Source organism: Kribbella italica, assembly GCF_014205135.1.
GTDB classification, from domain to species: domain Bacteria; phylum Actinomycetota; class Actinomycetes; order Propionibacteriales; family Kribbellaceae; genus Kribbella; species Kribbella italica.
On record NZ_JACHMY010000001.1, the window covers coordinates 5,185,885 to 5,210,755 of the forward strand.

A 24,871-nucleotide genomic window follows, 5' to 3' on the forward strand; every position below is an offset into this window, starting at 1 on the left:
CACCAGCACCGAAACCCCCCACGAAACCGCCCACCACCTGCTCCGCGACCTCGCCACGTCCCTCGGCCACGAGGACCCCCTGACGCACACCCCCACCGGCCAGCCGGTGATCGAAGGCCTCCACATCTCCCTCACCCACACCACCGGCGTCGCGGCTGTAGCCGCCACCCACGCAGGCCCGGTAGGCATCGACGTCGAGCTCCGCCGGGACTTCCCCGTCGAGGCGCTCTCCCGCCGCTGGTTCGCCCCCTCGGAGACGACCACCGACCCCGAGGCCTTCCTCCACCTCTGGACCGCCAAAGAAGCAGTAGGCAAAGCCAAAGGAAGAGGTCTCAGAGGCAGCGGCCTCAGCCGCCCCATGCCGGCTGAACTCACGCACCAACCGACCACCGGCAGCCATCTGATCGCCCACGTGGTTCCGTCCGAACCCGAGCTCGCGGTGGTCCACCTGCCATGGGAAGTCGTGCTTGCCCTTGCTCTTCCGGTGTCCGTGCGTGAAGTGGTTCTGCATCACGGGACCGCCTTGCGGAGGACCGTCAGGTCCCGGACGAGTTTTCCGGTGGTTGTGCGGGGCAACTGAGTCAGCAGCCGCAGCGTGCGGGGGCGCTTGTACGGCGCCAGCTGTTGCGCGAGTTCGGCTTCCAGGGAAGGGATTTCGCGGGGCTGGTTCAGCTGGACGTACGCCGTGATGGCGTTGTCGTAGACGACGACCGCGGACTCGACGCCGCGCAGCGTGCCCAGCGTGTACTCGACCTCGGTGAGGTCGACCTTCAGCCCGCCGACGGAGACCTGCGAGTCGAGCCGGCCGCGGATGGACACGAGCCCAGTCGCCGGATCGACGACCCCGGCGTCCTTCGTGTGGAGCCAGCCGTCCGACCAGCGCGCGGGGTCCGTCAGGCCCAGGTACGGCGACTCCGGCCGGCGGATCTGCAGCTCGCCGTCGACCGCGCGGACCTCGAGGCCCGGTGCGGGGAGGATCTGCGGGCGGTGGGCGCCGAACAGGTCGGTGCCGATGACACCGACCTCGGTCATCCCGTACATGTTGCCCAGCGGTACGCCGTACTTCTCCTCGAAGGCCGAGGAGACCGACGCGGGCACCAGCTCGCCGCCCGTGGTCATCCGTTTGAACTGCGGCAACGACGGCGGGTTCTCCACCGACGCCAGCAGCCCGATGTGGAACGGCACCCCGAGCACCGTCGCCGGCTTCGACCCACCGGCGATCGCGTGCAGAATCGCGTCCCCGGTCAGCCGCGCCGGTGGCACCAGCTCGACGCCCGCGTGCAACCCGTACAGCAACCCGCCCACCAGCCCGAGGACGTGCACCATCGACGGCAGCAGAATGATCCGCTCGCCAGGCTCAGGGACCCCGTCGATCTGCGTGTACCGCAGGACTTCCTCGACCAGATCCTCAGCGGTCCGCCCAATCACCTTCGACGGCCCGGTCGACCCCGAACTCAGCTGTACGACGGCGTGCGACGTCCCCGCCGGATGCCCGGAGTACGACGCGACGTCCGTGTCGATGTCCACGAACGTGCGCAGCCCGGAGGCGACCGGCCGCTGCGGCGACACCACGACCTGCGGCACCAGCCGCTCGATCGCGCGCCGGACCTCGTAGTCGGTCAGCCGGTGGTCGAGCAGGATCGCCTGCCCGCCGCTGCGCCAGACCGCCAGCAAATGCGTCACAAATGCGATTGACGGCGGTAAACGCAATGCGGCCGCCCCACCGGCACGTAAACCGGACTGGGCCAATTCCGCCTGCCGGTCCCGCACCAACCGGCGCAGCATTCCACGGTCCACAACAGCGGGCAGCGAAAAGCAGACGTCGCCTGCCGGTCCAGCCAGCAGCACGTCGTCGACCCACTGGGCACCCACGGTGGTTCCGGGCACCACGACAGCACCGTCCATGGTCATGAGGGCTCCGAGTTCGCCTTGAACACAAAGGATTCGAAGCACCAGCACCCCCACCAAGGCCTGGCGATGACGTGACGATACGACACGGAACGGAGCGTGCGCTACGGACCGAAAGTGATGACCGTACTACCCAATGCAACCGCCGGTACGGGACCTGTGAAATGGCCTCAGAAACCAAGCACTAGCTCATAAAACAAACCACAAGGTCAGCTTTCAGCGGTTAGAAACAAACAACACTTCAGTCGCTAGCAAGGGTCTGGGCCGGGAGAAATTTCTGCCACTCCTCGTGCCGCTCCACCGGCCGGAAGCCGAGTTGGGCGTTGACCGCGTTCATCGCGGTGTTCTCCTCGCCGTTCCAGGTGTGCACGACCGACGGCTCGCCGTACGCCCTCTGCAGCTCGCGGTGGTTGTGGGCCTTGAGCCCCAGCCCGAGCCGGTGCCCGCGGTGCGCGGGCGAAACCAGCGTTCCCCACTGGAACACCTTGCCGGCGTCCTGGCTGATCATCACCAGCTCGGTGTGCCCGGCCAGCGTCCCGTCCGGCGCGATCGCGACCGTGGTCCACGACTTCCGCCCTTGGGCGACGTTCAGCTCCTCAGCCCTCCGGATCCGTACCGCATCCCACTGCACGGCCTCGACCTTCAGGTCCCCCTGCGGCGCCTCGAGCACGAACGTGGTCTGCAGCGCCGCGAACGCGTCGACCAGGTCGTCCGGGCAACGATCCCGCCAGCTGCGCAGCACGTACCCCTGATGCCGCTCGGCGGCCTTCGCGGACAGTTCGTCGAGTAACGCCGAGGCCAACGGCAGCTCCAGCACCCGGTGCACCTCGAAGTTCGCCGCGGAGAACCCCAGAGCCATAGCAAAGGACTGTCCCGCCGTCATCCCCTCCACCCGCTGCGCATTTCGTGGGTCAACCCGCGAGGTGGACCGTTGGCCCACCGGAATTTCGGGGGCCAACAGCCCACCTGGTGGGTTAACCCACGAAATGGCCGGGGGCAGCGGGACCTCGACCTGGGTGACCAGCGTGGTCCGTTCGAGCGCAGCCGCTCGATCGTCCAGCACCCGCCCCAGCGCCCGCCCGAACCCTTGCCGCCGGACATCAGCCCGTACGGCGATGCCCGCGCCCAGCCGGAAGGTGTTGTCGGTCAGCGGCACGTCCAGGATCATCGTCGCGGCGATTTCTCCGGCGTCGTCGCGCAGTGCCCACAGCTCGATGGCCCGGTACGGGTCCGGACGGTTCAAACTCACGCGCAGGTCCTCGCGGATCAACCCCACCGCGTACGGCCGGCCGTCGTCGTCCGCCACGCTGAAGACGTCGAACCAGGCGTCGAAGGCCGAACTGTCGGACGGGTCCACTCGCTCCGGTGTGCTCACCGCCTCACTCTAGAGACGGCCCCACGAGCCACCACAACACTTTTACGCAGGCGCGCCGAGCTTGCCGAGCGCGACGGCCACGCGGCCGTCTGCGTCGGCCAGCGCCTGGCGGGCCGCGGCGACCGGGCTGCCGGTCAGCAGGTGCACCAGCGCCGGCTTGAGCTCACCGTCGGCCTCGACCAGCGCGGCCGCACACGCGTCGGGCTCGGCGCCGGTGGCCTCGGCCAGGATCCGCAGCATCCGCCCGCGCAGCTTGTTGTTGGTGGCAACCATGTCGACCATCAGGTTCGACCAGGTCCGGCCGAGCTTGATCATCAGCGTGGTGGAGAACGCGTTCAGCACCAGCTTCTGCGCGGTCCCGGCCTTCAGCCGCGTCGAGCCGGCGATCACCTCCGGCCCGGTGTCCGCAGCGATCAGTACGTCGGCCAGCGGCGCGAGCGGCGCCTGCGGGTTCGAGGTGATCAGGGCCGTCGTCGCGCCGACCGACCGGGCCTGACGCAGCGCACCAGCCACGTACGGCGTACTGCCGGAGGCCGCGAGCCCGATCACCACGTCCAGCCCGGTGACCTCGGAGGCGTCGGCCGCCCCGCCCTCCTCGGAGTCCTCCACGTTCTCGACCGCGCGCAGCAGCGCGGGCATCCCTCCGGCGTGATGGGCGACCACGAGGTCGTCGGGCGCGTGGAACGTCGGCAGCAGCTCAGCGGCGTCCAGCACCGCCAGGCGGCCCGAAGTACCGGCTCCGAAGTAGTGCACCCGCCCACCGGCCCGCACGGCCTCCACGGCCGCGTCCACGACCTTGGCGAGCTGCGGCACGACGGCACCCACCGCGTCGGCGACCCGGGCATCCTCGGCGTTCATCATCCGCAGGATCTCGGCGGTCCCCACCGCGTCGATCGCGAGCGTCCGGGGGTTGCGCGCTTCCGTGGGTGTCATCACACCCTCGATGTTAGTTTTCTACTGAAGATTTTTCAATTCTGTTGATCGTTGACGGAACTCTTCACCCGGTGCCCACGGACCGCGGTCGCGGTCTCCTCGAGCGCCTTCCGGGCGTCCGGCAGCACCGACTGGGCCACCCCAATGAACAGGCAGTCGATCACCATCAGCTGCGCGATCCGGCTCGACATCGCCCCGGACCGGTACGTCGTCTCGCGCGCGGCCGTGGTCAGAACGAGATCCGCCGTCTGCGCCAGCGGCGAGCGCGGGAAGTTGGTCACCGCGACCGTGGTGGCGCCGTGCCGCTTGGCCTCCTCCAGCGCCTCGATCACCTCGACCGTGGTGCCGGTGTGCGAGATCCCGATCGCGACGTCCTCGTCGCCCAGCAGGGCCGCGCTGGTCAGCATCACGTGCACGTCGGACCAGGCGAAGGCGACCCGGCGGATCCGGTGCAGCTTCTGCTGCAGGTCGAGCGCGACGAACGCGCTCGCGGCCGCGCCGTACAGGTCGACCCGCGGCGCCTTGGCGACCGCGGCGACGACCTTGCTCAGCGCGACCACGTCGAGCTGCTGGGCGGTCTCACGGACCGCCCGCTCGTCGGCGAACGCGACCTTGCCGACCACGTCGTCGAGCGAGTCACCCGGTGCGATGTCACCGCCGACCTCGGGTCTGACCATCTCCTGGGCCGACTGGGCCGCCAGTTGCAGGCGGAGCTGCGGGTAGCCGGGCACGCCGATCTGCTTGCAGAACCGGATGACCGTGGTCTCCGAGGTGGAGGCCACCTCGGCCAGTTCGGAGATCGTCATCGCCGCGACTCCGCCCGGGTCCGCGAGGACCGCGTTCGCCACCCGCTGCTCGGCCGGGGCCAGCGCGGGCATCACCGCGCGGACCCGGACCAGCAGCGGCCCCGTGGGTCCTGGAGAGGTCGTGGAAGTCATGACGCCACGGTACGGCGAATGAGCACCGGACGGGGTCACCGACGCGAAAGTCTCCAACCCGTCGCGGTGAATGCCTCCGGGTTGCGCTCGCCGTCGAACAGCACCTTCCGGCCGTCGGTGAGCTTCACACCGTCCACGTAGACGCCTCGGCCCTGGTACAGCGGGTCGGTCGTGTAGCGCCAGCGCAGGGTCTGGTCGCCGCCGGCGACGTCGGCCGACACCTGGTGCCAGTGCCGGTCACCGGACCCGCTGGTCGAGCCGTCGGTGTCGATCACCGTGCCCCGGTCGCGGATGGTGAACGGGACCTTGGTCCACGTCGTCCCGTCCGTCGAGCTCTCCAGGTACAGCAGGTCGGTGTCCTCGGTGTCGACGAACAGGTCGAAGGCCAGCTTCGCCCCAGCAGCCGGTACGGCGACCGGCAGCGCGAGCGTCGTCGTCGCCGCGTCCGTCGTACCGGAGAACCAGGCGTCCCGGCCGTGCCGCGGCGCGACACCGAGCGACAGCGCCAGCCCCTGGGCGACCGCGCGCCGGGCCGGGTTGTTGCTGCCCCAGTTCCGGCTCGGGTGCACCCGGTTGCTCAGCAGGATCGCGAACGAACGGGAGTCGAAGTCGATCACGACCGAGGTCCCGGTGTACCCGGTGTGGCCGGCCGCGCGGGGACCGGACAGGCCGCCCATGTACCAGCGCTGGTTGAGCTCGAAGCCGAGGCCGTGGTCGTTGCCCGGGAAGCCCTGGTTGAAGTTGGTGATCATCGCGGTGACGGAGCTTTCCTTCAGGATCCGGGCGTGCCGGTAGCTGCCGCCGTTCAGGAAGGTCTGCGCCAGGACGGCGAGGTCGTCCGCGGTGCTGAAGACACCGGCGTGACCGGCGACGCCGCCGAGCGACCAGGCGTTCTCGTCGTGCACCGAGCCCCAGACCATGCCGCGGTTCGGGGTCACCTGGAACTCCGTCGCGGCGATCCGGGGCTTCTTCTTCGGGTCCGGGTTGTAGCCGGTGTCCTTCATCTGCAGCGGCTTGGTGATGCCGTCGGCGACCAGCTTGTCCAGCGTCTTGCCGGTCACCCGGTGCGCCAGCTCGCCGAGCGCGATCAGGTTCAGGTCGCTGTAGAGGTAGGTGCTGCCCGGCGGGTTGACCAGCTTGGCGGTCAGCGCCATGTTCATCCGCGACGCCGGGTCCGGCTGGGCGCTCCACAGCGGCAGGAACGCGGGCAGGCCGGTGGTGTGCGTGAGCGCCTGCCGGACCGTGATCGCCGCCTTGCCGTTCTCGGCGAACTCCGGCACGTACGTCGCGATCGGCGCGTCCAGCGAGACCTTGTTCTTCTCCACCAGCTGCAGTACGACGATCGACGTGAACAGCTTCGAGACCGAGGCCATGTCGAAGATCGTGTCGGTGCGCATCGGGATCTGCTGGTCGGCCGGCAGCTCGGTGCCGCTGCCGTCGGCGTACTTCAGCGCCAGACCGGTCGCCTTGCGGGTGACGACCTTGCCGTCGTGGCCGAGCAGCGTGACCGCGCCGGCGTACAGGGGTTTGACGGTGCCGCTCGGCTGCGTCCAGCCGGTGACCTGGGCCAGCGCCGCGTCGATCGGCGCCGGGTCCAGTCCGGCCTTGGCGGGCGTCGAGTCGCGCAGCAGCGTTCCCTTCGGCGCGTAGCCGGAGAACGGCTCGTCGAAACGTCCAGATTTGTTGCCCCCAGCAACTGCAGGGGCGGCCATGGTGAGCATCAGGGTCGACACTACCGCTACGCCGAGGACTCGCGATCTCACCGGTGGGCTCCCTTGTAGAGCAGGTACTTGGCCCGCCGCGCGGTCCACGCGTCGGTCTCGGACTTCCAGGCCGCGACGATCTGCTCGGCGCTCGCGCCACCGTCCAGCATCGTCCGGAACCGGTCCGACCCGGTCAGCAGGTCGATCCAGCGGCCGGGCGGGTTGTCACCGGTCCGCCAGGCGAAGCCCGGGTACAGCTTCTTCGCCTCGACGATCATGTGCGTCGCCGCGACGATCGCCTCGACCTTGTGCGGGTCGGTGATCTGCACCTGGACGCCGCCGCACAGCACGTTCGCGTTCTTGGAGATGAACGGCGTGAAGTACGCCTCGCGGAAGTCGATGCCCGGGATGTTCTTGGCCTGCAGCGCCTGCGCCCACTTGTAGTCGATGTACGGCGCGCCGATCAGCTCGAACGGCCGCGTGGTGCCGCGGCCCTCGGACATGTTGGTCGCCTCGAACAGGCAGGTGCCCGGGTAGAGCAGCGCGGTGTCCGGCGTCGGCATGTTCGGGCTCGGCATCACCCAGGTCAGCCCGGTGTCGCTGTAGATCTGGTCACGCTTCCAGCCCTCGACCTTGATCACCTGCAGCTCCTTGAGCCGCGCGCCGTTCGCGTCGACCGGCAGGTACTCGGCGTTGAACAGGCGGGCCAGCTCGCCCACCGTCATGCCGTGCTGCTGGATGATCTCCTCTTTGCCCACGCCGGAGGTGAAACCGGGCTTCAGCATCGGCCCGCGCGCGTACCCGCCGACCGGGTTCGGCCGGTCCAGGACGACGAACTTCGCACCGGTCTGGACCGCCGCGAGCATCGCCTCGTACATCGTCCAGATGTAGGTGTAGAACCGCGCGCCGACGTCCTGGATGTCGAAGACGACGGTCTCGACACCGGACTTCTGGTAGAGCGTGACCAGCTTGGCCGCGTTCGCGCCGTACGCGTCGTAGACCATGATCCCGGTCCGCGGGTCGACGTGGTCGCCCTCGGAACCGCCGGCCTGCGCGCTGCCCCGGAAGCCGTGCTCGGGGCCGAAGACCGCGACCACGTTGACCTTGCCGGAGGCGTGCATGGTGTCGACGACGTGGTTCAGGTCGTTCAGGATGCCGGTCGGGTTGCTGATCACGCCGACCTTCTGGCCGGCCAGCGCCCGCCAGTTGTCCTTGGCCAGCGCCTGGGCACCGGTCAGCACACCCCTGCCGCCGTGCTTGGGCTGCGCGGCCGCGGACGCGGCCTGAGTGTCGATCAGTGGTGCGGCGGCCAGGGCTCCGGCACCCGCCAGCAGACTGCGGCGCTTCATCGGGTTCTCCTTCAGGCAGGGGAGGTTACGGGCGGAAGTACAGACCGGCGACCACAGGGCGATGGTCGCTGGCTTCAGCTTCGGGCGGTACGGCGGCGTGGTCGACGCGGAAGCCGCGGCCGACGGTGACGAAGTCGATCCGCTTCACCGGGACACCGGCCGGGTAGGTCGACGGCCCGCCGGTCGTGGATTCCGCGGCCGACCAGCTGTCGGTCAACCGCCGCCAGAGCTTGGCGAGCTCCGGCGCGTTCGCTTCGGCGTTGAAGTCACCGGTGAGGATCTGCAGGTCCTTCGACCGGTCGCGGGCCAGGATCTTCACCGTGTCGTCGACCTGCGCCCGGCGTACGGCGGGATCGGCGCGGTAGTCCAGGTGCGTGACGTACACGTGCACGCGGCGACCCCGTACGTCGAGCTCGGCCTCCAGGAAGCCGGGCGCCGGCGCGGGCACCGGGTTCGGGTCCTGGGTCGACAGCCGGGTGATCGGGTGGTTCTCCGTGCGGACCAGGGGGAACCGCGACAGCACCCCGACGCCGTACTGCCTGCGAGGTTGTCCGGCGGCGGGCGGATCCAGGTCGTAGATCGGCGCGAACCCGGCGTGCATCCCGAGCTTCTCGGCCAGGAGAGCAAGCGTGTCGAGCCACTGGCTGCGTGCGTCCCAGTGCACGTCGACCTCCTGCAGGCCGATCACGTCCGCGTCGAGCGCCTTCAGCGCCAGCGCCGTCCGGTCGAGGTCGAACACGTTGTCCTCGCCGGCGCCGGTGTGGATGTTGTACGACGCCACCGTCAGCCGGGTCTCGCGCGCGTCCCAGGTGAGCCCGTGACCGAACGGGTGCAGGGCTGTCGCCGGGTCGTCCACGGTCGGGATGTCGACCGGGAGCTTGCCGGTCGGCGCGATCTCCCCGGTCAGGACCTTGGCCAGCGCCTCCATCGAGACCGCGGCGTACGAGTACGTCGCCAGCGTGGTCTGCGCCGCCGGGAAGCGGGAGACGTCGTACGGGTCCCGCACGGCGACCACGATCACCGGACGGCCGGTGGCCAGCAGGTCGTTGACCAGCTTCTGCTGCTTGGCCAGCTTGTCGGTGACGGCGGTGTCCCAGGCCTTCATCGTCAGGACGACGGTCAGGTCGGCCGCCGCGCTCGCTGCCACCGCGTCGGTGATCTTCGCGTCGGTCGGCGTCGCGCCGGTGTCCTTGACGACCGTGGTGTGACCGCGGCTCTGCAGGGCTGTCCCGAGGAGAGCCGGGGTGTAGCCGGCGACCAGGATCGTGCGCGGCGCCGGCGAGAGCGGGAGCAGGCCGGCGTCGTTGCGCAGCACGGTCGTCGTGTGGTCGGCGATCTTCTGCGCGACGGCGTAGTTGGCCGGCGTACCGACGACCTTCGCGACCTGCGCGAGGTCGACGTACGGACGATCGGCCACACCGGTCTTGAGCTTGAGCTTCAGCACGCGCTCGACGCTCTGGTCGATCCGCTGCTCGCTGATCCGGCCACCGCGGACCGCGCTCAGGACCGAGTTGTAGGCGAGGTCCAGATCGACCGGCATCAGCAGTTGGTCGACGCCCGCCTCGAGCGCCCGGAGCGGGATCTCGGCGTCGCCGTACTTGTCCCGAACGCCCTGCATGCCGAGCGAGTCGGTGATCACGACCCCGTCGAAACGCAGCTGCTCGCGCAGGATCCCGGTCAGGATCGGCCGGCTCAGCGTCGCCGGGTCACCGGACGGATCCAGCGCCGGTACGACGATGTGCGCGGTCATGATCGAGTCGATCCCGGCCCGGATCGCCGCGGCGAACGGCGGCCGGTCGATCGCGTTCCACTCCTGGACGGTGTGGTTGATCACCGGGATGCCGGTGTGGCTGTCGGTCGCGGTGTCGCCGTGGCCCGGGAAGTGCTTGGCGGTCGAGACGATCCGGCCGTCGCGCTGGTAGCCCTGTACCTGCGCGGCGGTCAGGTCCGAGACCAGCCGGGTGTCGGACGAGAACGAGCGGACGCCGATCACCGGGTTGAGCGGGTTCACGTTCACGTCGGCGACCGGCGCGAAGTCGGTCGTCACGCCGACGGCCTTCAGCTCGCGGCCACCGATCCCGCCGGCCTGGCGGGCGTACTGCGTGGACCGCGTCGCGCCGAGCGCCATCGCGCCCGGGAACTGGGTCGCCGGCGGGCCGACCCGGAACACGACGCCGTGCTCCTGGTCGGTGCTGATCTGCAGCGGAACGCCGCCGGTGCCCAGCGCCGCGGACTGCAGGCCGTTGGACAGCCGGGCGATCTGCTGCGGGTCCTTCACCGAGTCGGTCCAGGCGAAGTAGATGACACCGCCGAGGTGGTACTTGCGGACCACCTCGGCCGGCGTCGCGACGCCGTACAGGTCGGTGTTGCGGGGATCGGCGGTGGTCGCGGTCGGGCCGTAGGCGTAGCAGACGAACAGCTGGCCGACCTTCTGCTCCAGCGTCATCCCACGCAGGGTCTCGCGGACCCAGCGGCTGCCCGCCGCCTCCGCGGGAGCGGTCGCGCCCAGCGTCGTACCGGCGACGGCCGCTGCCGCGAGGCCGAGGGTCTGGCGTCGGGTGAGCTCCATCCGGGTCACCAGCTCAGGCCGTGGCCGAACGGGTAGAGCGGGGTGGCCGGGTCGCCTGCCACCGGGATGTCGACCGGGAGCTTGCCGGTCGGCTTGATCTCGCCGTACAGGACCTTGGCCAGCGACTCCATCGAGACCGCCTGGTAGCCGTAGGTGGCCACGTAGGTCGGCGCCTGGTCGAAGTAGGCGATGTCGTACGGGTCGCGGACGGCGGCGACGATCACGGTCTTGCCGGTGGCCAGCAGGTCCTTGACGAGCTTCTGCTGCTTGGCCTGCTTGTCGGTGACGGTGGTGTCCCACGCCTTCTGGGTCAGGACGACGGTGACGTCGTTGGCCTGCGCCTTCGTCACCGCGTCGGCGATCGCCGCGTCGGTCGGGGCCGCGCCGGTCTGTGCCACGGTGGTGGTCGCGCCGCGGGTGGTCAGGCTGTTGGCCAGCGACTGCGTGGTGCTGACGCCCCAGCCGGTGACGAGGATCTTGCGCGCGGTGTTGCTCAGCGGCAGCGTGTTGGTGTCGTTCTTGACCAGGGTCATCGACTTGTCGACGATCTTCTGCGCGGTGGCCAGGCTGGCCGGCGTACCGACCTTGCTCGGGATCTTCGCCGGGTCGGAGAACGGCGACAGCAGGCTGCCGTTCTTCAGCTTGACCAGCAGGATCCGCAGCAGGCTCTCGTCGATCCGGCGCTCGCTGATCCGGCCCGACTTCACCGCGTCCACGACGGCCTTGAACTGGACGTCCGGAGCCGGCGGCAGCAGCAGCTGGTCGGCCCCGGCCTCGAGCGCGCGGACCGCGACCTCGGCGTCGCCGTACTTGGCCCGGACCGCGGCCATCTCCAGCGCGTCGGTGATGATCAGGCCCTTGAAGCCGAGCTGGTTGCGCAGGATGCCGGTCATGATCGGCTTGCTCAGCGTCGCCGGGTCGCCGGACGGGTCGAGCGACGGGACCGCGATGTGCGCGGTCATGATCGAGTCGATCCCGGCCTTGACCGCGGCCTCGAACGGCGGCCGGTCGATCGTGTTCCACTCCTCGAGGGTGTGGTTGATCGTCGGCAGCGAGTTGTGACTGTCGTCGCGGGTGTCACCGTGGCCCGGGAAGTGCTTCGCGGTCGCGGTGATGCCGGCGTCGCGCTGGTAGCCCTGGACCTGGGCGACGGTCATGTCGGAGACGAGCTTCGGGTCGCTGGAGTACGAGCGGACGCCGATCACCGGATTGAGCGCGTTCACGTTCACGTCGGCGTCCGGCGCGTAGTCCTGCCGGATGCCCATCGCCTTCAGCTCCCGGCCGGTGATGCCGGCCGCGGTCCGGGCGTCCGCCGTACTGCGGGTGGCGCCGTGGGCCATGTTGCCGCCGAACTGCGTCGCGGGCGGCCCGATCCGGACCACGACGCCCTGCTCCTGGTCGGTCGCGATCGTCAGCGGCAGGTGCAGGCCGGTCTTGATGGCCGCCGACTGCAGCTGGTTCGAGTACGTCGCCAGCTGCGTCGGGTTCTGCACGTTGTCGCGGGCGTTGAAGTAGATCCAGCCGCCCGGCTTGTACTTCGCGACGACTTCGGCCGGCGTCGCGACGCCGTACAGGGCGGTGTTGCGGGGATCGGGCTTGCTCGCGTCCGGGCCGTAGGCGAACAGCACGAACAGCTGGCCGATCTTCTCCTCCAGCGACATGCCCTTCATCGCCTGGGTGGCCTGCTGGAGGCTGGTGATCGGCTGCTTCGGTTGGGGCGATGGACCGGCCACCGCGGCCGCGGGCACGAGTGCGGCCACGGTCGCGACGGCAAGACTGGCGGTAGCAGAGCGGCGCAACGACGACATGACCGACCCCTTGAGGTAATTGAGTAACACGCGTGTCCCCCGCACGCGAAAGTTACCCACGTCACCCAGGTGGGTCAAGGGGAAACGGCAAGTCATCCTCCCAGGCTTTGAGGGCCGCGAGCAGTTCCGGCTGCTGAACCGTGTCGAGCGCCTGGGTGAACGCGTCGCTGACGACATCGGCGATCAGGACCGGTACGCCGAGGGCAGCGGACCGTACGGCGGCCTCGACCATGGCGACGCTGACCAGGTTGGAGTGCACCTCGGACTGCGGAGTTCCGCCGGACCGGACCGCCTCGACGAACTCGGCCAGCGAGCCGGCGATCTCCTCCGGCTCGTCGGGCAACTCAGCGCCGAGGCCCTCGGAAACCGGTGGGTTGTCGCCGTCCCAGGTGGCGGTGCCGGCCGCGGTGACTGCTCGCCACCGGCCGTTCCAGGAGGTCTCCTGGCCGGGTGCGCACCAGCTGCCGGTGAAGGAGAAGCGCGTGCCGTCGGCGAAGGTGAAGAGCGCGTTCGCCGCCGCGTGCCCGTCGAACCAGCTCCAGTCGGGGTTGTACGAGTCGCAGTACACCGAGACCGGTTCGGCACCGATCAGTTTGCGGGCCAGGTCGAACTGGTGGATCGCCATGTCGACCAGCAGCGGCTCGGCCATCCGCTCGCGGAAGCCGCTGAAGTGCGGTGCCTTGAAGAACTCGCAGGTCAGCGTGCCGACCGGGCCGAGCTCGGCGAGCTGCCGGCCGAACGCCGTACCGACCCGGAAGTAGCGACGGGACTGCGAGACCATCAGCAGCTTGCCGCTCACCTCCGACGCGGCGACCATCGGCAGGCACTCACGGACCGTCTCGGCCAGCGGCTTCTCGCACAGCACCGGAAGCCCCCGCAGCAGCGCGGCGATGCTGACGGTCGGATGCGCGGCCGGCACGGTCACGTCGATCACCGCGTCGGCCTCGACGGCCAGCTCGTCCAGCGACCTGGCGACCGGGACCTCGCCGGTGACCGCCGACCGCGCGACCTCCAGGTCCAGATCGACGAGCCCGGCCAGTACGACGTCGTCGCTGGTGGCGATCGTGCGCAACCAGGCGCGGCCCATCCCGCCGGCCCCGACCTGGATCAGTCGCAGCGGTTCAGGCATCGGCAGGCTCCTCGATCGCGCCCTGGTACCCCTGCCCGGTGAAGAACTCACCCGTCTCGTACCGCAGCAACGTCGGTACGGCGCGCTCCGGCCGGACCGTCTGCGCCCAGGCGACGCCGTTCGCGATCACCTTGCGGACGTCCTGGTGGTGGTAGACCGGGAAGTCCTGGTCGCCGGGCGAGAAGTAGAAGATCTTGCCGTGCCCGCGCCGCCAGGTGCAGCCGGACCGGAACACCTCGCCGCCGGTGAACGACGAGACGAAGATCAGCTCGTCGGGCACCGGGATGTCGAAGTACTCGCCGTACATCTCCTGCTGCTCGATCTCGATCGGGTGCGGGACGCCCTGCGCGATCGGGTGCGTCGGCGCGACCGTCCAGACCAGCTCGCGGTCGCGCTCGCTGCGCCAGCGCAGCGTGCACGACGTGCCCATCAGCTTGCCGAAGATCTTCGACCAGTGGCCCGAGTGCAGCACGACCAGGCCCATCCCGGCCAGCACGTGCTGGTGCACGCGGTCGACCACCTTGTCCTCGACCTCGCCGTGGGCCGCGTGGCCCCACCAGACCAGGACGTCGGTGGTCGCCAGCACCTCCTCGGTGAGGCCGTGCTCGGGTTCGTCGAGCGTCGTCGTACCGACCGTTGCCCGGTCGCCGAGGTTCTCCGCGATGCCGGCGGCGATCGCCCCGTGCATGCCGTCGGGGTAGAGCTCGGCGACGTGCGGCTCGACCTGCTCGTGCCGGTTCTCGCCCCAGACGAGTACACGAATGCTCATATCCGTTGTCCTTTACTTGACGGCTCCGCCGACGGCGCCGGCGGCGATGTACTTCTGCGCGACGATCAGCAGCACGACGGCCGGGATCGCCGAGAGCACCGCGGTGGCCATCACCGCGTTCCAGTTCTGCACCTGGGTGCCGAGGTACTGGTAGATCCCGAGCGTCACCGGCCGCGCGCCACCCTTGGTGGTCAGCGTGAGCGCGAACAGGAAGTCGCTCCAGGAGAAGAGGAAACCGAACAGTCCCGCGGTGATCAACGAGTTCTTCGAGATCGGCAGCACGATCGCGACGAACGCGCGGACCAGCCCGGCACCGTCCACCCGCGCGGCCTCCACCAGCGACGGCGGCAGCGAGAGCATGAACGAGCGCAGGATCAGGATCGCGAACGGGATCCCGCTGCTGCAGTTGGCCAGGATCAGCCCCGGGATCGAGTTCAGCAGCCCGATCCTTTCGTACGCCGTGTAGAGCGCGTTGGCGATCACGATGCCCGGGATCATCTGCGAGATCAGGATCGCCAGCAGCCCGATCGACACCCAGCGGGACCGGAACTGCGAGAGCGCGTACGCGCACGGCGTCGCGATCAGCAGGCTGAGCACGACCGTCCCGGTCGCGATGATCAGGCTGGTCACCAGGTTCCCGCCCTGCTCGTCGAGCGCCCGCCGGTACCCGGAGAAGCTCGGGTCGAGCGGCAGCAGGCCGGCCGTCAACGTGTTGCCCGACGGCTGCAGCGACGCGTTCACCATCCAGTAGACCGGGAACAGCATCACGACCAGGATCAGGACGCCGAGCACGGAGAACACCACGCGACGTACGGTCGAGTCGGTCATCGGGAGCCCCTACTCGTCGACGGCGCGGCGGGTGCCGCGCAGGTAGAAGATGGCGAACAGGAAGGACAGGGCGATCAGCAGGTTGCTCAGGGCCGCGCCCTCACCGAACTTGAAGTCGACGAACGAGCGCTCGTACGACTGGGTGGCCAGCGTCTGCGTCGCGTTGGCCGGGCCACCGCCGGTCAGGCCGAGGATGATGTCCAGCACCTTGATCGTGTAGACGACGCCGAGCATCAGCACCACGCTCGCGACGGCTCGCAGGTTCGGCCAGGTGATGTGGACGAAGGCACTCCACCCGGTCGCGCCGTCCAGCTGGCCGGCCTCGTACAGCTCGTCGGGGATCTCGGTCAGCCCGGAGTACAGGAGCGTGACGTTGAACGGGATGCCGATCCAGACGTTCACCCCGATCACCGCGATCAGCGCCACCGACGGCGAGTTCAGCCACGGCACCGGGTCGTCGAGCAGGCCGGCGCCGATCAGCGTCCGGTTGAGAATGCCGTTGTCCTGCTCGAGGATCGAGCGCCAGGTCGCGCTCGACACGATCAGCGGCAGCAGCCACGGGAGCAGCAGCATCGACCGGAGGAACCCGCTGAGCGGGAACCGGCGCCGGAAGAACAGCGCCAGTCCCAGCCCGATCGCGAACTGGAAGGCGATCGACCCGATCGTGAACAGCCCGGTGTTCACCATCGCCTGCGAGAACAGCTGGTCCTTCACCATCGCGGTGTAGTTGGCCAGCCCGACGAACGGCGCCTCGCCGGTGAAGAAGGTCCGCAGGCCGTAGTCCTGCAGGCTCATCAGCAGGTTCTTCACCACCGGGTAGCCGAACAGCGCGACCATCGCGACCGCCGCCGGCAGGACGAACAGGATCTTGGTCAGCTCCTCGCCCCGGCGACCGCGGCCGGCGGCGCGCGGCCACCGGCGTACGGCCGTGCGGGTCAGCGTTCCGTCCGCCATCGCGCTCAGCCGCCGGAGGCCTGCTTGAAGGCGTCCTGGGGAGAGGCCTTGCCGGTCAGGGCCAGCTGGACCGCCTGGTAGATCACCTTGGCGGCGTCCGGCCACTTCTCACCCAGCTTGCCGGTCCGGGACCGGGCGTTCTTGACCTGCTCGGTGAACGCGGCCATCGACGGCACGTCCTTGACGTAGGTGTCGAGCAGCGCGGTCCGGGTCGGCACGGTGAACCGGGCCTTCGCCCAGGTCAGCTCGTTCTCGTCCGAGGTCAGGCACTTCACGAAGTCCGCGGCCTTCTGCTGCTTGGCCTGGTCCTTGTTCAGCGGCACCGTCCACGCCTCGCCACCGAGCGGCGCGACCGGCGTCTGGCCGGCCTTGTTCACCGGGAACTGGACGACGCCCCACTTGACGTTCGGCGTGGACTGCAGCGACGGGATCTGCCACGGGCCGTTCACCATCATCGCGGCCTTGCCGGCCGCGAACTGGTCCTTCGCGTCGCCCTGCGTCCAGTTGACGACGCTCTTCGACGCCGACCCGGACTGCACGAGATCCGTCCACAGCTGCAGGGCTTCGGCCACCTGCGGGCTGTTCAGGTCGGTCTCGTCGCCGCCGTTCGTCCACATCGCCGGCAGGAACTGCCAGGCACCCTCGTACGTCGCGTTGGCGTTGAAGGCGATGCCGTACCGGCCCGGTTTGGTCAGCTTCTTCGCCGCCGCTTTCAGCTCGTCCCACGTCTTCGGCGGCTGAACGCCCGCCTCGGTGAGCATCTGCGTGTTGTAGAACAGCGCGATCGTGTTGACCACCGGCGCGAGGCCGTAGAGCTTGCCGTCGTACGAGCCGGCGTCGACGATGCCCTGCGCGAAGCCGTCCGCGGTCACGCCCAGGTCGTTCAGCGGAGCGAGCGCCCCCGTGGCGGCGATCTGCTGGACGTCGGGGTTGTCGAGCATCAGGACGTCGGGCAGCGTCTTCGACGACGCCTGCTGCAGCACCTTCTGGATCAAGGTGTCACCAGGCACCGTCTCCCGCTGGATGCTGATCCCGAGCTTGGTCGCGCAACCGTCGAGGCCCTTCTGCACGAGGGCCTTGTCCGGGTCGTTGTTGTAGTAGTCGAGCACGGTGAGGCTGCTGACGCTCGCGCCCGACGCGGACGAACTGTCGCCGCTGCCGCCACAGGCGGCCAGCAGGAGTGGAAGCGCTGTCGCACCCGCCAGAAGAGCGGTGATCCGCTTGCTGATCATGACATCGGACTCCTTCGGGGAATCGACGATCACAGCGCTTGACCACGCTTGCAGCATCAGCAGTAAAGCGCTTAACTGAGTTGGCTAGGACTATGTTCCTTGGGTCACGTGGCTGTCAAGGGTTCGAGGGGGACGTATGGCGACGATGCAGGAAGTCGCGGACCGCGCGGGGGTGTCGATCGCGACGGTGTCGTTCCTGCTGAACGACACCAAGCCGGTCGCCGCCGCGACCCGGGCGCGGATCGAGCAAGCGATGGCCGACCTCGGCTACCGGCGCAACGTGGTGGCGCGGGCGCTGGCGAGCCGGCGTACGCACATCATCGCGATGGCGTACCCGGCGCTGGAGCACAAGTTCGGGACGTCGACCGCGGAGTTCTTCACCAGCGCGGCCGAGGCCGCCCGCGAGGACGACTACCACCTGGTGCTCTGGCCGGTCGGCAACGACGGCGTCGAGCTGCGCGAGCTGCTCGGGCAGGGACTGGTCGACGGGGTCGTGCTGATGGAGGTGCAGCTCGACGACGCGCGGGTCGGCGTACTGCGCGAGACCGGTACGCCGTTCGCGATGATCGGGCGGACGACCGAGCTCGAGGGCCTGACCCACGTCGACATCGACTTCGACACCACGGTCGCCGATGCCGTTCAGCACTTGTACGACCTAGGCCACCGGCGGCTCGTCCTGGTCTCCGGCGACCTCGACGATCCCCGCTTCCACGCCTACGGCCCGTGGGTCCGGATCGGCGACGCCTACCGCCGCATCGCCGCCGAGCACGGCCTCGAGATCGTCGTCGTCGAGTGCTCCGACACCACCCGCGCCGGCCACGAAGCCGCCGCCCAGATCCTCCGCGACCACGCTCGTACGACGGCCGTCCTGGTCATGAACGAGTTCGCCGCCCTCGGCGTCACCGCCGGCCTCCAACGCCTGGGCCGCGACATCCCCGGCGACCTCTCGGTCCTCCCCCTGCTGATGGTCCCCGAGACGGCCGCCATGAGTAACCCGGAACTCACCATCATGAGAACCCCCGGCCCCGAACTCGGCCGCCTCGGCACCCAGTCCCTCATCCGCCACCTGGAGGGTGCCGACCCCCTCCCCCCACAACTCGTCCCCGCCCGACTGCTACCCGGCGAGTCGGTCGGCCCTCCGCGGTGATTCCGGGGCATCTCGGGCCTTCCCGGGGCAGATCACTCAACTGGCAGACAGCATGTCGTCGGGTGTGCGAAGCTTGAGCCAGCTCACCAGGTGCAGCTTGGAGAGAAGTGAAGCTGGGCATCCCGCCGGAACGACGGGCCCCAGCTTTCGCGCTTTCCGGGGTCATCGAAGCGCCACCCTGTGCCGGGTGATGATCCCCACCAGCACGTCGATCCACCGCCGATCCCCCAGCACTTCCGCGGTCACCGCTCCAGCGACGCCGTCGGGCAACCACAGCATCGGCTCGTCAGCCGGCTTCGCGAAGCCGACCTTCAGGTGCCTCGACACCAAGCCCTTGTCACGGGCACTGTCCACCAGCGCAAGATCCCGCCCGTCCTGGATCTCACGCCGAGACTCCAGCCAGACCTCGCGGACGGTGAGCTGGTCCAGCTCGTACAGCAGCCGCTCGAGGCAGCAGCTTCGAGCCCGCTCCTGCTTCGTGTTCGCCATCGGTGCTCCGACCGCCACGATCGCCTGTACGTCGAGGTTCGCGATCACGGCCGCGATCCGGTCCCGGCGCTTGACCGACTCGGTCACCCAATGCAGCCGTACGCCGGGCCGGACCGCCAGATCGCGAGCGATGCGCCGCAGGTCGTCGCACTGGGCAGCGGTGACGACCGCCGCCATCGTGTAAGTTCCCTCGATTCCTGGGCGGGCGGTGACGATCGACTCGTCGACCCAGGCCAGTGGGCTGGGTCCGGCGACAGAGCTGGGCATCCTCGGATCCTGCAGCCTCCGTCGGCTGATCGGCGGCGACGTGCCCAGGGCATTCAGGGGCAGCTCGGGGCAGTTTTCGGCCTCGGACAGGTCGGCAGTCGTTCAAGGTGCCGGATCCTGTCCGAGGCCGGGAGTTGAAGGCTAGGAGAGCTCGAAGGTTGCTGCGACCGGGAGGTGGTCGGCGGCGTGGGTGATGGGGGTTCGGGCGGACTTGGCCTTGAAGGCTGGGGAGTGGAGGACGTAGTCGATGCGGGAGAGGGGGAAGATCGCCGGGTTGGTGAGGCCGAGGCCGAGGCCGGCCTCGGGCCAGGTGTCTTTCCAGGTGGCGGTCAGGGCCTTGATCTCGGGGGACGTGGGGACGCCGTTGAGGTCGCCGGTGAGGAGGGTCGGGGTGGTGGGGCCGGCGAGGAGCTGGATGATCTTCTGGGCCTGCTCGACGCGCTCGGCGGAGGTGAGCTTGGACAGGTGGGTGGTGGCGAAGCGGACGTCCTGGCCGTTGACGTCGACGGTGGCGACGGCGAGGCCGCGTTGCTCGCTGCCGGCGTACAAGGGCAGCAGGGTGTTGCTGAAGTCCTTGATCGGGTAGCGCGACAGGATCGCCGTGCCGTACTGGCGGCGCGGGTCGCCGGGGGTGAGTGGGTCCAGGTCGAGGTTCGCCGCGAAGCGGTACTCCATGCCGAGGCGGTTCGCGAGCCAGGCGGCCTGGTCGACCCAGTCGCTGCGCTCGCTCCAGTGCACGTCGACCTCCTGCAGGCCGACCACCGAGGCCCCGGACTGGCTGATCACCGTGGCGATGCGCTCGAGGTTCAGTACGCCGTCCACGCCTTGCGCGTGGTGGATGTTGTACGTGAGCACCGGCACGGTGGTGACCGCGCGGGGCTGGGCGACGGCGACGGCCGGTGTCACGACGAGCAGGGCGGCGACGGCAACGAACAAGCGACGGAATCCAGTCATGCGCAGAGCCAATCAGTCCCGCGCGCCGATCTCACGAGAATTCGCTCCTCGCCGAAAGGTCAGCCGACCTGCTCGCGAACCCACCGCGGATCCGGGTTCACCCGGTGTTCCTCGCCGACGACCACGGTCGGAACGGTCTCGTACCCGTCGGTGAGCTCGCGAAGGCCGGCGAGGCCGTCGGCGTCGGCCCAGACATTCACCCAGTACGCCGTACGCGCGCGCCGGCCGAGCTTGCGTCGCAGGCGCAGGCAGTACGAGCACCCGGGCCGCCAGTAGATGATCGGCCGGCCGTCGACGGCCGCCAGGCGCTCGGCCTCGGCAGCGGGCGTCGAACGCGGAAACACCACCGGCGAGAGCACGGCGGCCACAGCGGCGAAGGCGACCAGCTCGAAGATCCCGAACAGCACCCGGCCGGACAGGAACTGGCTGACCGACGTCACCAGCCCCACGAGCAGGAACGCCCAGGCCATGCGCCACGTTCGGAACAGGCCTGGGCGTTGCATCGTGCTCAGAGTTTCAGTGCGCCCGCGACGACGTCGGCCAGCGAGTGGGCCACGTCGTGAGCGGTGTCCGAGGACTCCGCCTCGACCATCACCCGGACCAGCGGCTCGGTGCCGGAGGGGCGGAGCAGGACGCGGCCGGTGTCGCCGAGCCGCCGAGTCGCCTCGGTGACCGCGGTCTGGACGTCCGGGTCGGTGCCCGCGCGGTTCTTGTCGACGTTCGGGACGTTGACCAGGACCTGCGGCAGCCGCGTCATCACGGCGGCCAGGTCCCGCAGCGACTTGCCGGTCGAGGCGACCCGGGCCAGCAGCATGACGGCGGTCAGCGTGCCGTCGCCGGTGGTGGCGTGGTCGGACAGGATCACGTGCCCGGACTGCTCACCGCCGAGCTTGTGGCCGCCGGCCTTCATCGCCTCCAGCACGTACCGGTCGCCGACCTTGGTCTGCTCGACCGCGATCTGCTCCCGGACCATCGCCTGGACGAAGCCGAGGTTGCTCATCACGGTCGCCACGACGGTGTCGTTGGACAGCCGCCCGCTGTCGCGCATCGCGAGCGCCAGGACGGCGAGGATCTGGTCGCCGTCGACCATCTCGCCGGTGTCGTCGATCGCCAGGCAGCGGTCGGCGTCGCCGTCGAGCGCGATGCCGAGATCGGCGCCGTGCCCGATCACCTCGCGGCGCAGACCCTCCATGTGGGTGGAGCCGCACTCGAGGTTGATGTTCAGGCCGTCCGGGCTGGCGGCGTACGTGATCACCTCGGCCCCGAGACGCCGCAGCGCCTCCGGTGCCGTCAGGGACGCGGCACCGTTCGCGCAGTCGATCACGACCTTCAGACCGTCGAACCGGTTCGGCGCGGACCGGACCAGGTGCGCGACGTACGTCTCGAACCCCTGGCCGTCGTCGAGCACCCGCCCGACGGCCTTGCCGGTCGGACGCTGCCACTCCTCGCCCATCCGGGCCTCGATGGCGTCCTCGATCACGTCGTCGAGCTTGATCCCGCCCCGGGCCAGGAACTTGATGCCATTGTCCGGCATCGGGTTGTGGCTGGCCGACAGCATCACGCCGAGATCGGCGCCGGTCGAACCGGTCAGGTGCGCGACCGCGGGGGTCGGCAGTACGCCGAGCTTGAAGACGTCGACGCCGGCACTGGCCAGACCGGCCACGACGGCGGCTTCCAGGAACTCACCACTGGCACGTGGATCCCGGCCCACAACGGCGCGTGGCCGGTGCCCTTCGAAGGCACCGGCCTCGCCGAGTACGTGAGCGGCGGCGACCGAGAGGTCGAGCGCCAGCTCCGCGGTCAGGTCCACGTTCGCCAGGCCACGGACGCCGTCCGTGCCGAACAAACGCGCCATCAGGTGATCAGCGCTTGCTGTACTGCGGAGCCTTACGGGCCTTCTTGAGACCGGCCTTCTTGCGCTCCTTGATCCGCGCGTCGCGGCTGAGCAGACCGGCCTTCTTCAGACCCGGACGGTTCGCCTCCTCGTCGGCGGCGTTCAGGCAGCGGGCGATGCCGAGCTGCAGGGCGCCGGCCTGGCCGGTGATGCCACCGCCGTTGATCCGGGCGATCACGTCGTAGGAGCCCTCGAGACCGGCGACCACGAACGGCTCGTTCACGTGCTGCTGGTGAACCTTGTTCGGGAAGTACACGTCGATCGGCTTGCCGTTGACGGTGATGGTGCCCGTGCCGGGAACGAGGCGGACGCGAGCGACGGCCTCCTTGCGGCGACCGGTCGCGCCGGCCGGGTTGATCACCGCGACGCGGCCGGACTCGGCGCGCTGCTCCGGGCTCGGGTTCGTCTCGGAGGTGTAGGCGACCGGGCCCTCGTTGTCGATGGGGACCTCAAGGTCGTTCTCGGTCTCGGTGGTGGTGACGTCGCTCACGCTGGAAATCCTCGTTTACCTGGCTCGTCGATCGCTCTACTGGGCGATCTGGGTGATCTCGAACGGCTTCGCCTGCTGGGCCGCGTGCGGGTGCTCCGGACCGGCGTACACCTTCAGCTTGGTGAGCAGCTTCCGGCTCAGGCGGTTCTTCGGCAGCATGCCCCAGACAGCCTTCTCGACGGCCTTACGGGGGTCCTTGTCCAGGATGTCGCCGATCGGCGTGGCGGTCAGACCACCCGGGTGACCCGAGTGACGGTAGGCCAGCTTGTCCGTCCGCTTGCTGCCGGACAGGGCGATCTTGGACGCGTTGACGACGACGACGAAGTCGCCTCCGTCGATGTGCGGGGCGAAGGTCGGCTTGTGCTTGCCACGCAGAAGAATTGCGATCTGGACGGCGAGCCGACCGAGCGTGACGTCGGTGGCGTCGATCACGTGCCACTCACGGGTGACGTCAGCAGGCTTCGGGCTGTACGTGCGCACGGTCGTTGACCTTCGTTTCTCAGAGGTTGACAAAAATAGGACGTCGGCGAGCGGTATCACCGAAGACCGGTGCAGACCTGGAACGCACAACAGCAGCCCAGAATACCGGCGGGGACACGTCGGGGTCAAAGTGAGCGTGAACGACCCGGGGACCCCGGGTTGGAACCGAACTCCGACCGCACTAGTTTAGCGGTGAAGAACAGAAGTCCGAACCGCGTCCCGCCGCTGACGATCACCCTCACTGGCACCGGCGATGACGCCAGCTTCCGAAGAGGGCACCGTGACCGAACAGTCGCTCACCGTCCGGGACAACCGGACCGGCAAGGACTACGACCTTGCCATCACCGACGGCACCATCCGTGCCGCAGATCTCAAGCAGATCAGCGCTACCGACGGAGACGGTGGCCTGGCCACCTACGACCCCGGCTTCGTCAACACCGCCTCGACCCGTTCCTCGGTCACCTTCATCGACGGTGACAAGGGCATCCTGGAGTACCGCGGCTACCCGATCGAGCAGCTCGCCGAGCAGTCGAACTACCTCGAGGTCGCCTACCTGCTGGTCAACGGCAAGCTGCCGAACAAGGCCGAGTACGAGGGCTGGGCGCACGACGTGACGTATCACACGTTCGTGCACGAGAACCTGAAGACCTTCATGCAGGGCTTCCGGTACGACGCCCACCCGATGGGCATGCTGCTGGCCTCGGTCGGCGCGCTGTCGACGTTCTACCCGGAGTCCCGCGAGATCTTCGACGAGCAGTCGCGGGCGCTGCAGATCCGCCGGCTGATCGCGAAGATGCCGACGCTCGGCGCGTTCGCCTACCGCCACGCGCAGGGCAAGCCGTACGTCTACCCCGACAACGAGCTCAGCTACGCGGCGAACTTCCTGTCGATGCTGTTCAAGATGAGCGAGCCGAAGTACGCCGCCGACGACCGCCTGGTGCGCGCGCTGGAGATCCTGTTCATCCTGCACGCCGACCACGAGCAGAACGCCTCCACCAACGCGGTGCGGGCGATCGGCTCGACCCAGGTCGACCCGTACAGCGCCGTCACCGGCGGCATCGCCGCCCTCTACGGCCCGCTGCACGGCGGCGCCAACGAGGCCGTGCTGAAGATGCTGCGCCGGATCGGCACCGTCGACAACGTGCCGTCGTTCATCGAGGGCGTGAAGAACGGCGAAGAGCGGCTGATGGGCTTCGGCCACCGGGTCTACAAGAACTACGACCCGCGCGCCAAGATCATCAAGAAGGCCGCCGACGACGTGTTCGAGGTGACGGGGATCAACCCGCTGCTGAAGATCGCCGTCGAGCTGGAGAAGATCGCACTGGAGGACGAGTACTTCGTCTCCCGCAAGCTCTACCCGAACGTGGACTTCTACTCCGGCCTGATCTACGAGGCCCTGCAGTTCCCGCCGGAGATGTTCACCGTGCTGTTCGCGATCCCGCGGACGTCCGGCTGGCTGGCCCAGTGGCTGGAGAGCCTCGGCGACAGCGACCAGAAGATCGCCCGCCCGAAGCAGATCTACACCGGCGCGCGCGGTATCGACTACGTGCCGATGGGCGACCGCTGACCGCTTGCCCTCAGCAACAAAGGCCCCCACGGTGCTCCGTGGGGGCCTTTGCCGTACTCCCCCGAGCCTCAGGGTCACCCCGAGCAGT

General features: G+C 69.1%; 22 protein-coding genes. 3 read left to right on the plus strand and 19 right to left on the minus strand.

Translation table 11 applies throughout. From position 1 onward, the window contains the following. Positions 1–106: 106 nt before the first annotated feature. Positions 107–580 (plus strand): 4'-phosphopantetheinyl transferase family protein, encoded by a 474-nt coding sequence (locus HDA39_RS44135; protein WP_420488800.1) that lies wholly within the window; start codon positions 107–109, stop codon positions 578–580. On the opposite strand, the gene HDA39_RS24095 is transcribed toward HDA39_RS44135, so the two are convergent. From HDA39_RS24095 to HDA39_RS24155, 13 genes are all read right to left on the minus strand, one after another. Then, positions 511–1,911, minus strand: a complete 1,401-nt coding sequence (locus HDA39_RS24095; protein ID WP_184798668.1) for a class I adenylate-forming enzyme family protein — start codon at positions 1,909–1,911, stop codon at positions 511–513. The two genes, HDA39_RS44135 and HDA39_RS24095, sit on opposite strands and share 70 nt — an antisense overlap. A gap of 238 nt (positions 1,912–2,149) precedes the next feature. Beyond that, complete coding sequence (locus HDA39_RS24100) at positions 2,150–3,283, minus strand: GNAT family N-acetyltransferase (protein ID WP_184798670.1); 1,134 nt, start codon at positions 3,281–3,283, stop codon at positions 2,150–2,152. A 42-nt stretch (positions 3,284–3,325) separates the two neighbouring features. Continuing rightward, complete coding sequence (locus HDA39_RS24105; RefSeq protein ID WP_184806501.1) at positions 3,326–4,216, minus strand: N-acetylmuramic acid 6-phosphate etherase; 891 nt, start codon at positions 4,214–4,216, stop codon at positions 3,326–3,328. A gap of 35 nt (positions 4,217–4,251) precedes the next feature. Further along, positions 4,252–5,154 (minus strand): MurR/RpiR family transcriptional regulator, encoded by a 903-nt coding sequence (locus HDA39_RS24110; RefSeq protein WP_184798672.1) that lies wholly within the window; start codon positions 5,152–5,154, stop codon positions 4,252–4,254. A 35-nt stretch (positions 5,155–5,189) separates the two neighbouring features. Further along, positions 5,190–6,917, minus strand: a complete 1,728-nt coding sequence (locus HDA39_RS24115) for a serine hydrolase domain-containing protein (RefSeq protein ID WP_337925875.1) — start codon at positions 6,915–6,917, stop codon at positions 5,190–5,192. After that, positions 6,914–8,206 carry an exo-beta-N-acetylmuramidase NamZ family protein gene (locus tag HDA39_RS24120; RefSeq protein ID WP_184798674.1) on the minus strand — a complete coding sequence of 431 codons (1,293 nt, stop codon included), beginning with the start codon at positions 8,204–8,206 and terminating at the stop codon, positions 6,914–6,916. Before HDA39_RS24120 ends, HDA39_RS24115 begins: the two co-directional genes overlap by 4 nt. A 25-nt stretch (positions 8,207–8,231) precedes the next feature. After that, the gene (locus HDA39_RS24125; protein ID WP_184798676.1) at positions 8,232–10,775 is read right to left on the minus strand and encodes a glycoside hydrolase family 3 N-terminal domain-containing protein; all 2,544 of its coding nucleotides are present in this window, start codon (positions 10,773–10,775) and stop codon (positions 8,232–8,234) included. Positions 10,776–10,780: 5 nt separating this feature from the next. Further along, positions 10,781–12,583, minus strand: a complete 1,803-nt coding sequence (locus tag HDA39_RS24130) for a glycoside hydrolase family 3 protein (RefSeq protein ID WP_184798678.1) — start codon at positions 12,581–12,583, stop codon at positions 10,781–10,783. Positions 12,584–12,644: 61 nt separating this feature from the next. Further along, positions 12,645–13,712: a Gfo/Idh/MocA family protein gene (locus HDA39_RS24135; RefSeq protein WP_184798680.1), complete on the minus strand. Its 1,068-nt coding sequence runs from the start codon at positions 13,710–13,712 to the stop codon at positions 12,645–12,647. Continuing rightward, the gene (locus HDA39_RS24140) at positions 13,705–14,481 is read right to left on the minus strand and encodes a ThuA domain-containing protein (protein ID WP_184798682.1); all 777 of its coding nucleotides are present in this window, start codon (positions 14,479–14,481) and stop codon (positions 13,705–13,707) included. The genes HDA39_RS24135 and HDA39_RS24140 overlap by 8 nt, the downstream gene beginning before the upstream one ends. Before the next feature lie 12 nt (positions 14,482–14,493). Further along, on the minus strand, positions 14,494–15,309 hold the full coding sequence (locus HDA39_RS24145) for a carbohydrate ABC transporter permease (protein WP_184798684.1): 816 nt from the start codon (positions 15,307–15,309) through the stop codon (positions 14,494–14,496). A gap of 9 nt (positions 15,310–15,318) precedes the next feature. Continuing rightward, a complete protein-coding gene (locus HDA39_RS24150; RefSeq protein ID WP_184798686.1) occupies positions 15,319–16,263 on the minus strand; it encodes a carbohydrate ABC transporter permease in 945 nt (314 codons plus the stop codon). 5 nt (positions 16,264–16,268) lie between these two features. Beyond that, a complete protein-coding gene (locus HDA39_RS24155; protein WP_184798689.1) occupies positions 16,269–17,495 on the minus strand; it encodes an ABC transporter substrate-binding protein in 1,227 nt (408 codons plus the stop codon). A gap of 136 nt (positions 17,496–17,631) precedes the next feature. On the opposite strand from HDA39_RS24155, the gene HDA39_RS24160 reads away from it, so the two are divergent. After that, complete coding sequence (locus HDA39_RS24160) at positions 17,632–18,642, plus strand: LacI family DNA-binding transcriptional regulator (RefSeq protein WP_184798691.1); 1,011 nt, start codon at positions 17,632–17,634, stop codon at positions 18,640–18,642. Between the two features lie 162 nt (positions 18,643–18,804). On the opposite strand, the gene HDA39_RS24165 is transcribed toward HDA39_RS24160, so the two are convergent. The 6 genes from HDA39_RS24165 to rplM form a co-directional block, all read right to left on the minus strand. Continuing rightward, positions 18,805–19,398, minus strand: coding sequence for a hypothetical protein (locus HDA39_RS24165; protein ID WP_184798693.1), 594 nt, complete (start codon positions 19,396–19,398; stop codon positions 18,805–18,807). Positions 19,399–19,539: 141 nt separating this feature from the next. Continuing rightward, entirely contained in the window at positions 19,540–20,352 is an 813-nt protein-coding gene (locus HDA39_RS24170) for an endonuclease/exonuclease/phosphatase family protein (protein ID WP_184798695.1), read from the minus strand. A 59-nt stretch (positions 20,353–20,411) separates the two neighbouring features. Beyond that, entirely contained in the window at positions 20,412–20,822 is a 411-nt protein-coding gene (locus HDA39_RS24175; protein WP_184798697.1) for a glutaredoxin family protein, read from the minus strand. Positions 20,823–20,860: 38 nt separating this feature from the next. Then, the gene (glmM, locus tag HDA39_RS24180) at positions 20,861–22,207 is read right to left on the minus strand and encodes a phosphoglucosamine mutase (RefSeq protein ID WP_184798699.1); all 1,347 of its coding nucleotides are present in this window, start codon (positions 22,205–22,207) and stop codon (positions 20,861–20,863) included. A gap of 7 nt (positions 22,208–22,214) precedes the next feature. Further along, positions 22,215–22,736 carry a 30S ribosomal protein S9 gene (gene rpsI, locus HDA39_RS24185; RefSeq protein ID WP_420488734.1) on the minus strand — a complete coding sequence of 174 codons (522 nt, stop codon included), beginning with the start codon at positions 22,734–22,736 and terminating at the stop codon, positions 22,215–22,217. Positions 22,737–22,772: 36 nt separating this feature from the next. After that, positions 22,773–23,216, minus strand: a complete 444-nt coding sequence (rplM, locus tag HDA39_RS24190) for a 50S ribosomal protein L13 (protein ID WP_184798701.1) — start codon at positions 23,214–23,216, stop codon at positions 22,773–22,775. Between the two features lie 280 nt (positions 23,217–23,496). On the opposite strand from rplM, the gene HDA39_RS24195 reads away from it, so the two are divergent. Continuing rightward, positions 23,497–24,783 carry a citrate synthase gene (locus HDA39_RS24195; protein ID WP_337925876.1) on the plus strand — a complete coding sequence of 429 codons (1,287 nt, stop codon included), beginning with the start codon at positions 23,497–23,499 and terminating at the stop codon, positions 24,781–24,783. Positions 24,784–24,871 lie beyond the last annotated feature (88 nt).

What these genes read in the sequence shown, in the direction of transcription:
- HDA39_RS24120 (WP_184798674.1), bottom strand. Translation starts at nt 8,206, where the DNA reads ATGAAGCGCCGCAGTCTGCTGGCGGGTGCCGGAGCCCTGGCCGCCGCA.
- HDA39_RS24105 (WP_184806501.1), bottom strand. Translation starts at nt 4,216, where the DNA reads ATGACACCCACGGAAGCGCGCAACCCCCGGACGCTCGCGATCGACGCG.
- HDA39_RS24170 (WP_184798695.1), bottom strand. Translation starts at nt 20,352, where the DNA reads ATGACTGGATTCCGTCGCTTGTTCGTTGCCGTCGCCGCCCTGCTCGTC.
- HDA39_RS24155 (WP_184798689.1), bottom strand. Translation starts at nt 17,495, where the DNA reads ATGATCAGCAAGCGGATCACCGCTCTTCTGGCGGGTGCGACAGCGCTT.
- HDA39_RS24140 (WP_184798682.1), bottom strand. Translation starts at nt 14,481, where the DNA reads ATGAGCATTCGTGTACTCGTCTGGGGCGAGAACCGGCACGAGCAGGTC.
- HDA39_RS24130 (WP_184798678.1), bottom strand. Translation starts at nt 12,583, where the DNA reads ATGTCGTCGTTGCGCCGCTCTGCTACCGCCAGTCTTGCCGTCGCGACC.
- HDA39_RS24175 (WP_184798697.1), bottom strand. Translation starts at nt 20,822, where the DNA reads ATGGCCTGGGCGTTCCTGCTCGTGGGGCTGGTGACGTCGGTCAGCCAG.
- HDA39_RS24095 (WP_184798668.1), bottom strand. Translation starts at nt 1,911, where the DNA reads ATGACCATGGACGGTGCTGTCGTGGTGCCCGGAACCACCGTGGGTGCC.
- glmM (WP_184798699.1), bottom strand. Translation starts at nt 22,207, where the DNA reads ATGGCGCGTTTGTTCGGCACGGACGGCGTCCGTGGCCTGGCGAACGTG.
- HDA39_RS24145 (WP_184798684.1), bottom strand. Translation starts at nt 15,309, where the DNA reads ATGACCGACTCGACCGTACGTCGCGTGGTGTTCTCCGTGCTCGGCGTC.
- HDA39_RS24165 (WP_184798693.1), bottom strand. Translation starts at nt 19,398, where the DNA reads ATGCCCAGCTCTGTCGCCGGACCCAGCCCACTGGCCTGGGTCGACGAG.
- HDA39_RS24125 (WP_184798676.1), bottom strand. Translation starts at nt 10,775, where the DNA reads ATGGAGCTCACCCGACGCCAGACCCTCGGCCTCGCGGCAGCGGCCGTC.
- HDA39_RS24135 (WP_184798680.1), bottom strand. Translation starts at nt 13,712, where the DNA reads ATGCCTGAACCGCTGCGACTGATCCAGGTCGGGGCCGGCGGGATGGGC.
- HDA39_RS24150 (WP_184798686.1), bottom strand. Translation starts at nt 16,263, where the DNA reads ATGGCGGACGGAACGCTGACCCGCACGGCCGTACGCCGGTGGCCGCGC.
- HDA39_RS24110 (WP_184798672.1), bottom strand. Translation starts at nt 5,154, where the DNA reads ATGACTTCCACGACCTCTCCAGGACCCACGGGGCCGCTGCTGGTCCGG.
- HDA39_RS24160 (WP_184798691.1), top strand. Translation starts at nt 17,632, where the DNA reads ATGGCGACGATGCAGGAAGTCGCGGACCGCGCGGGGGTGTCGATCGCG.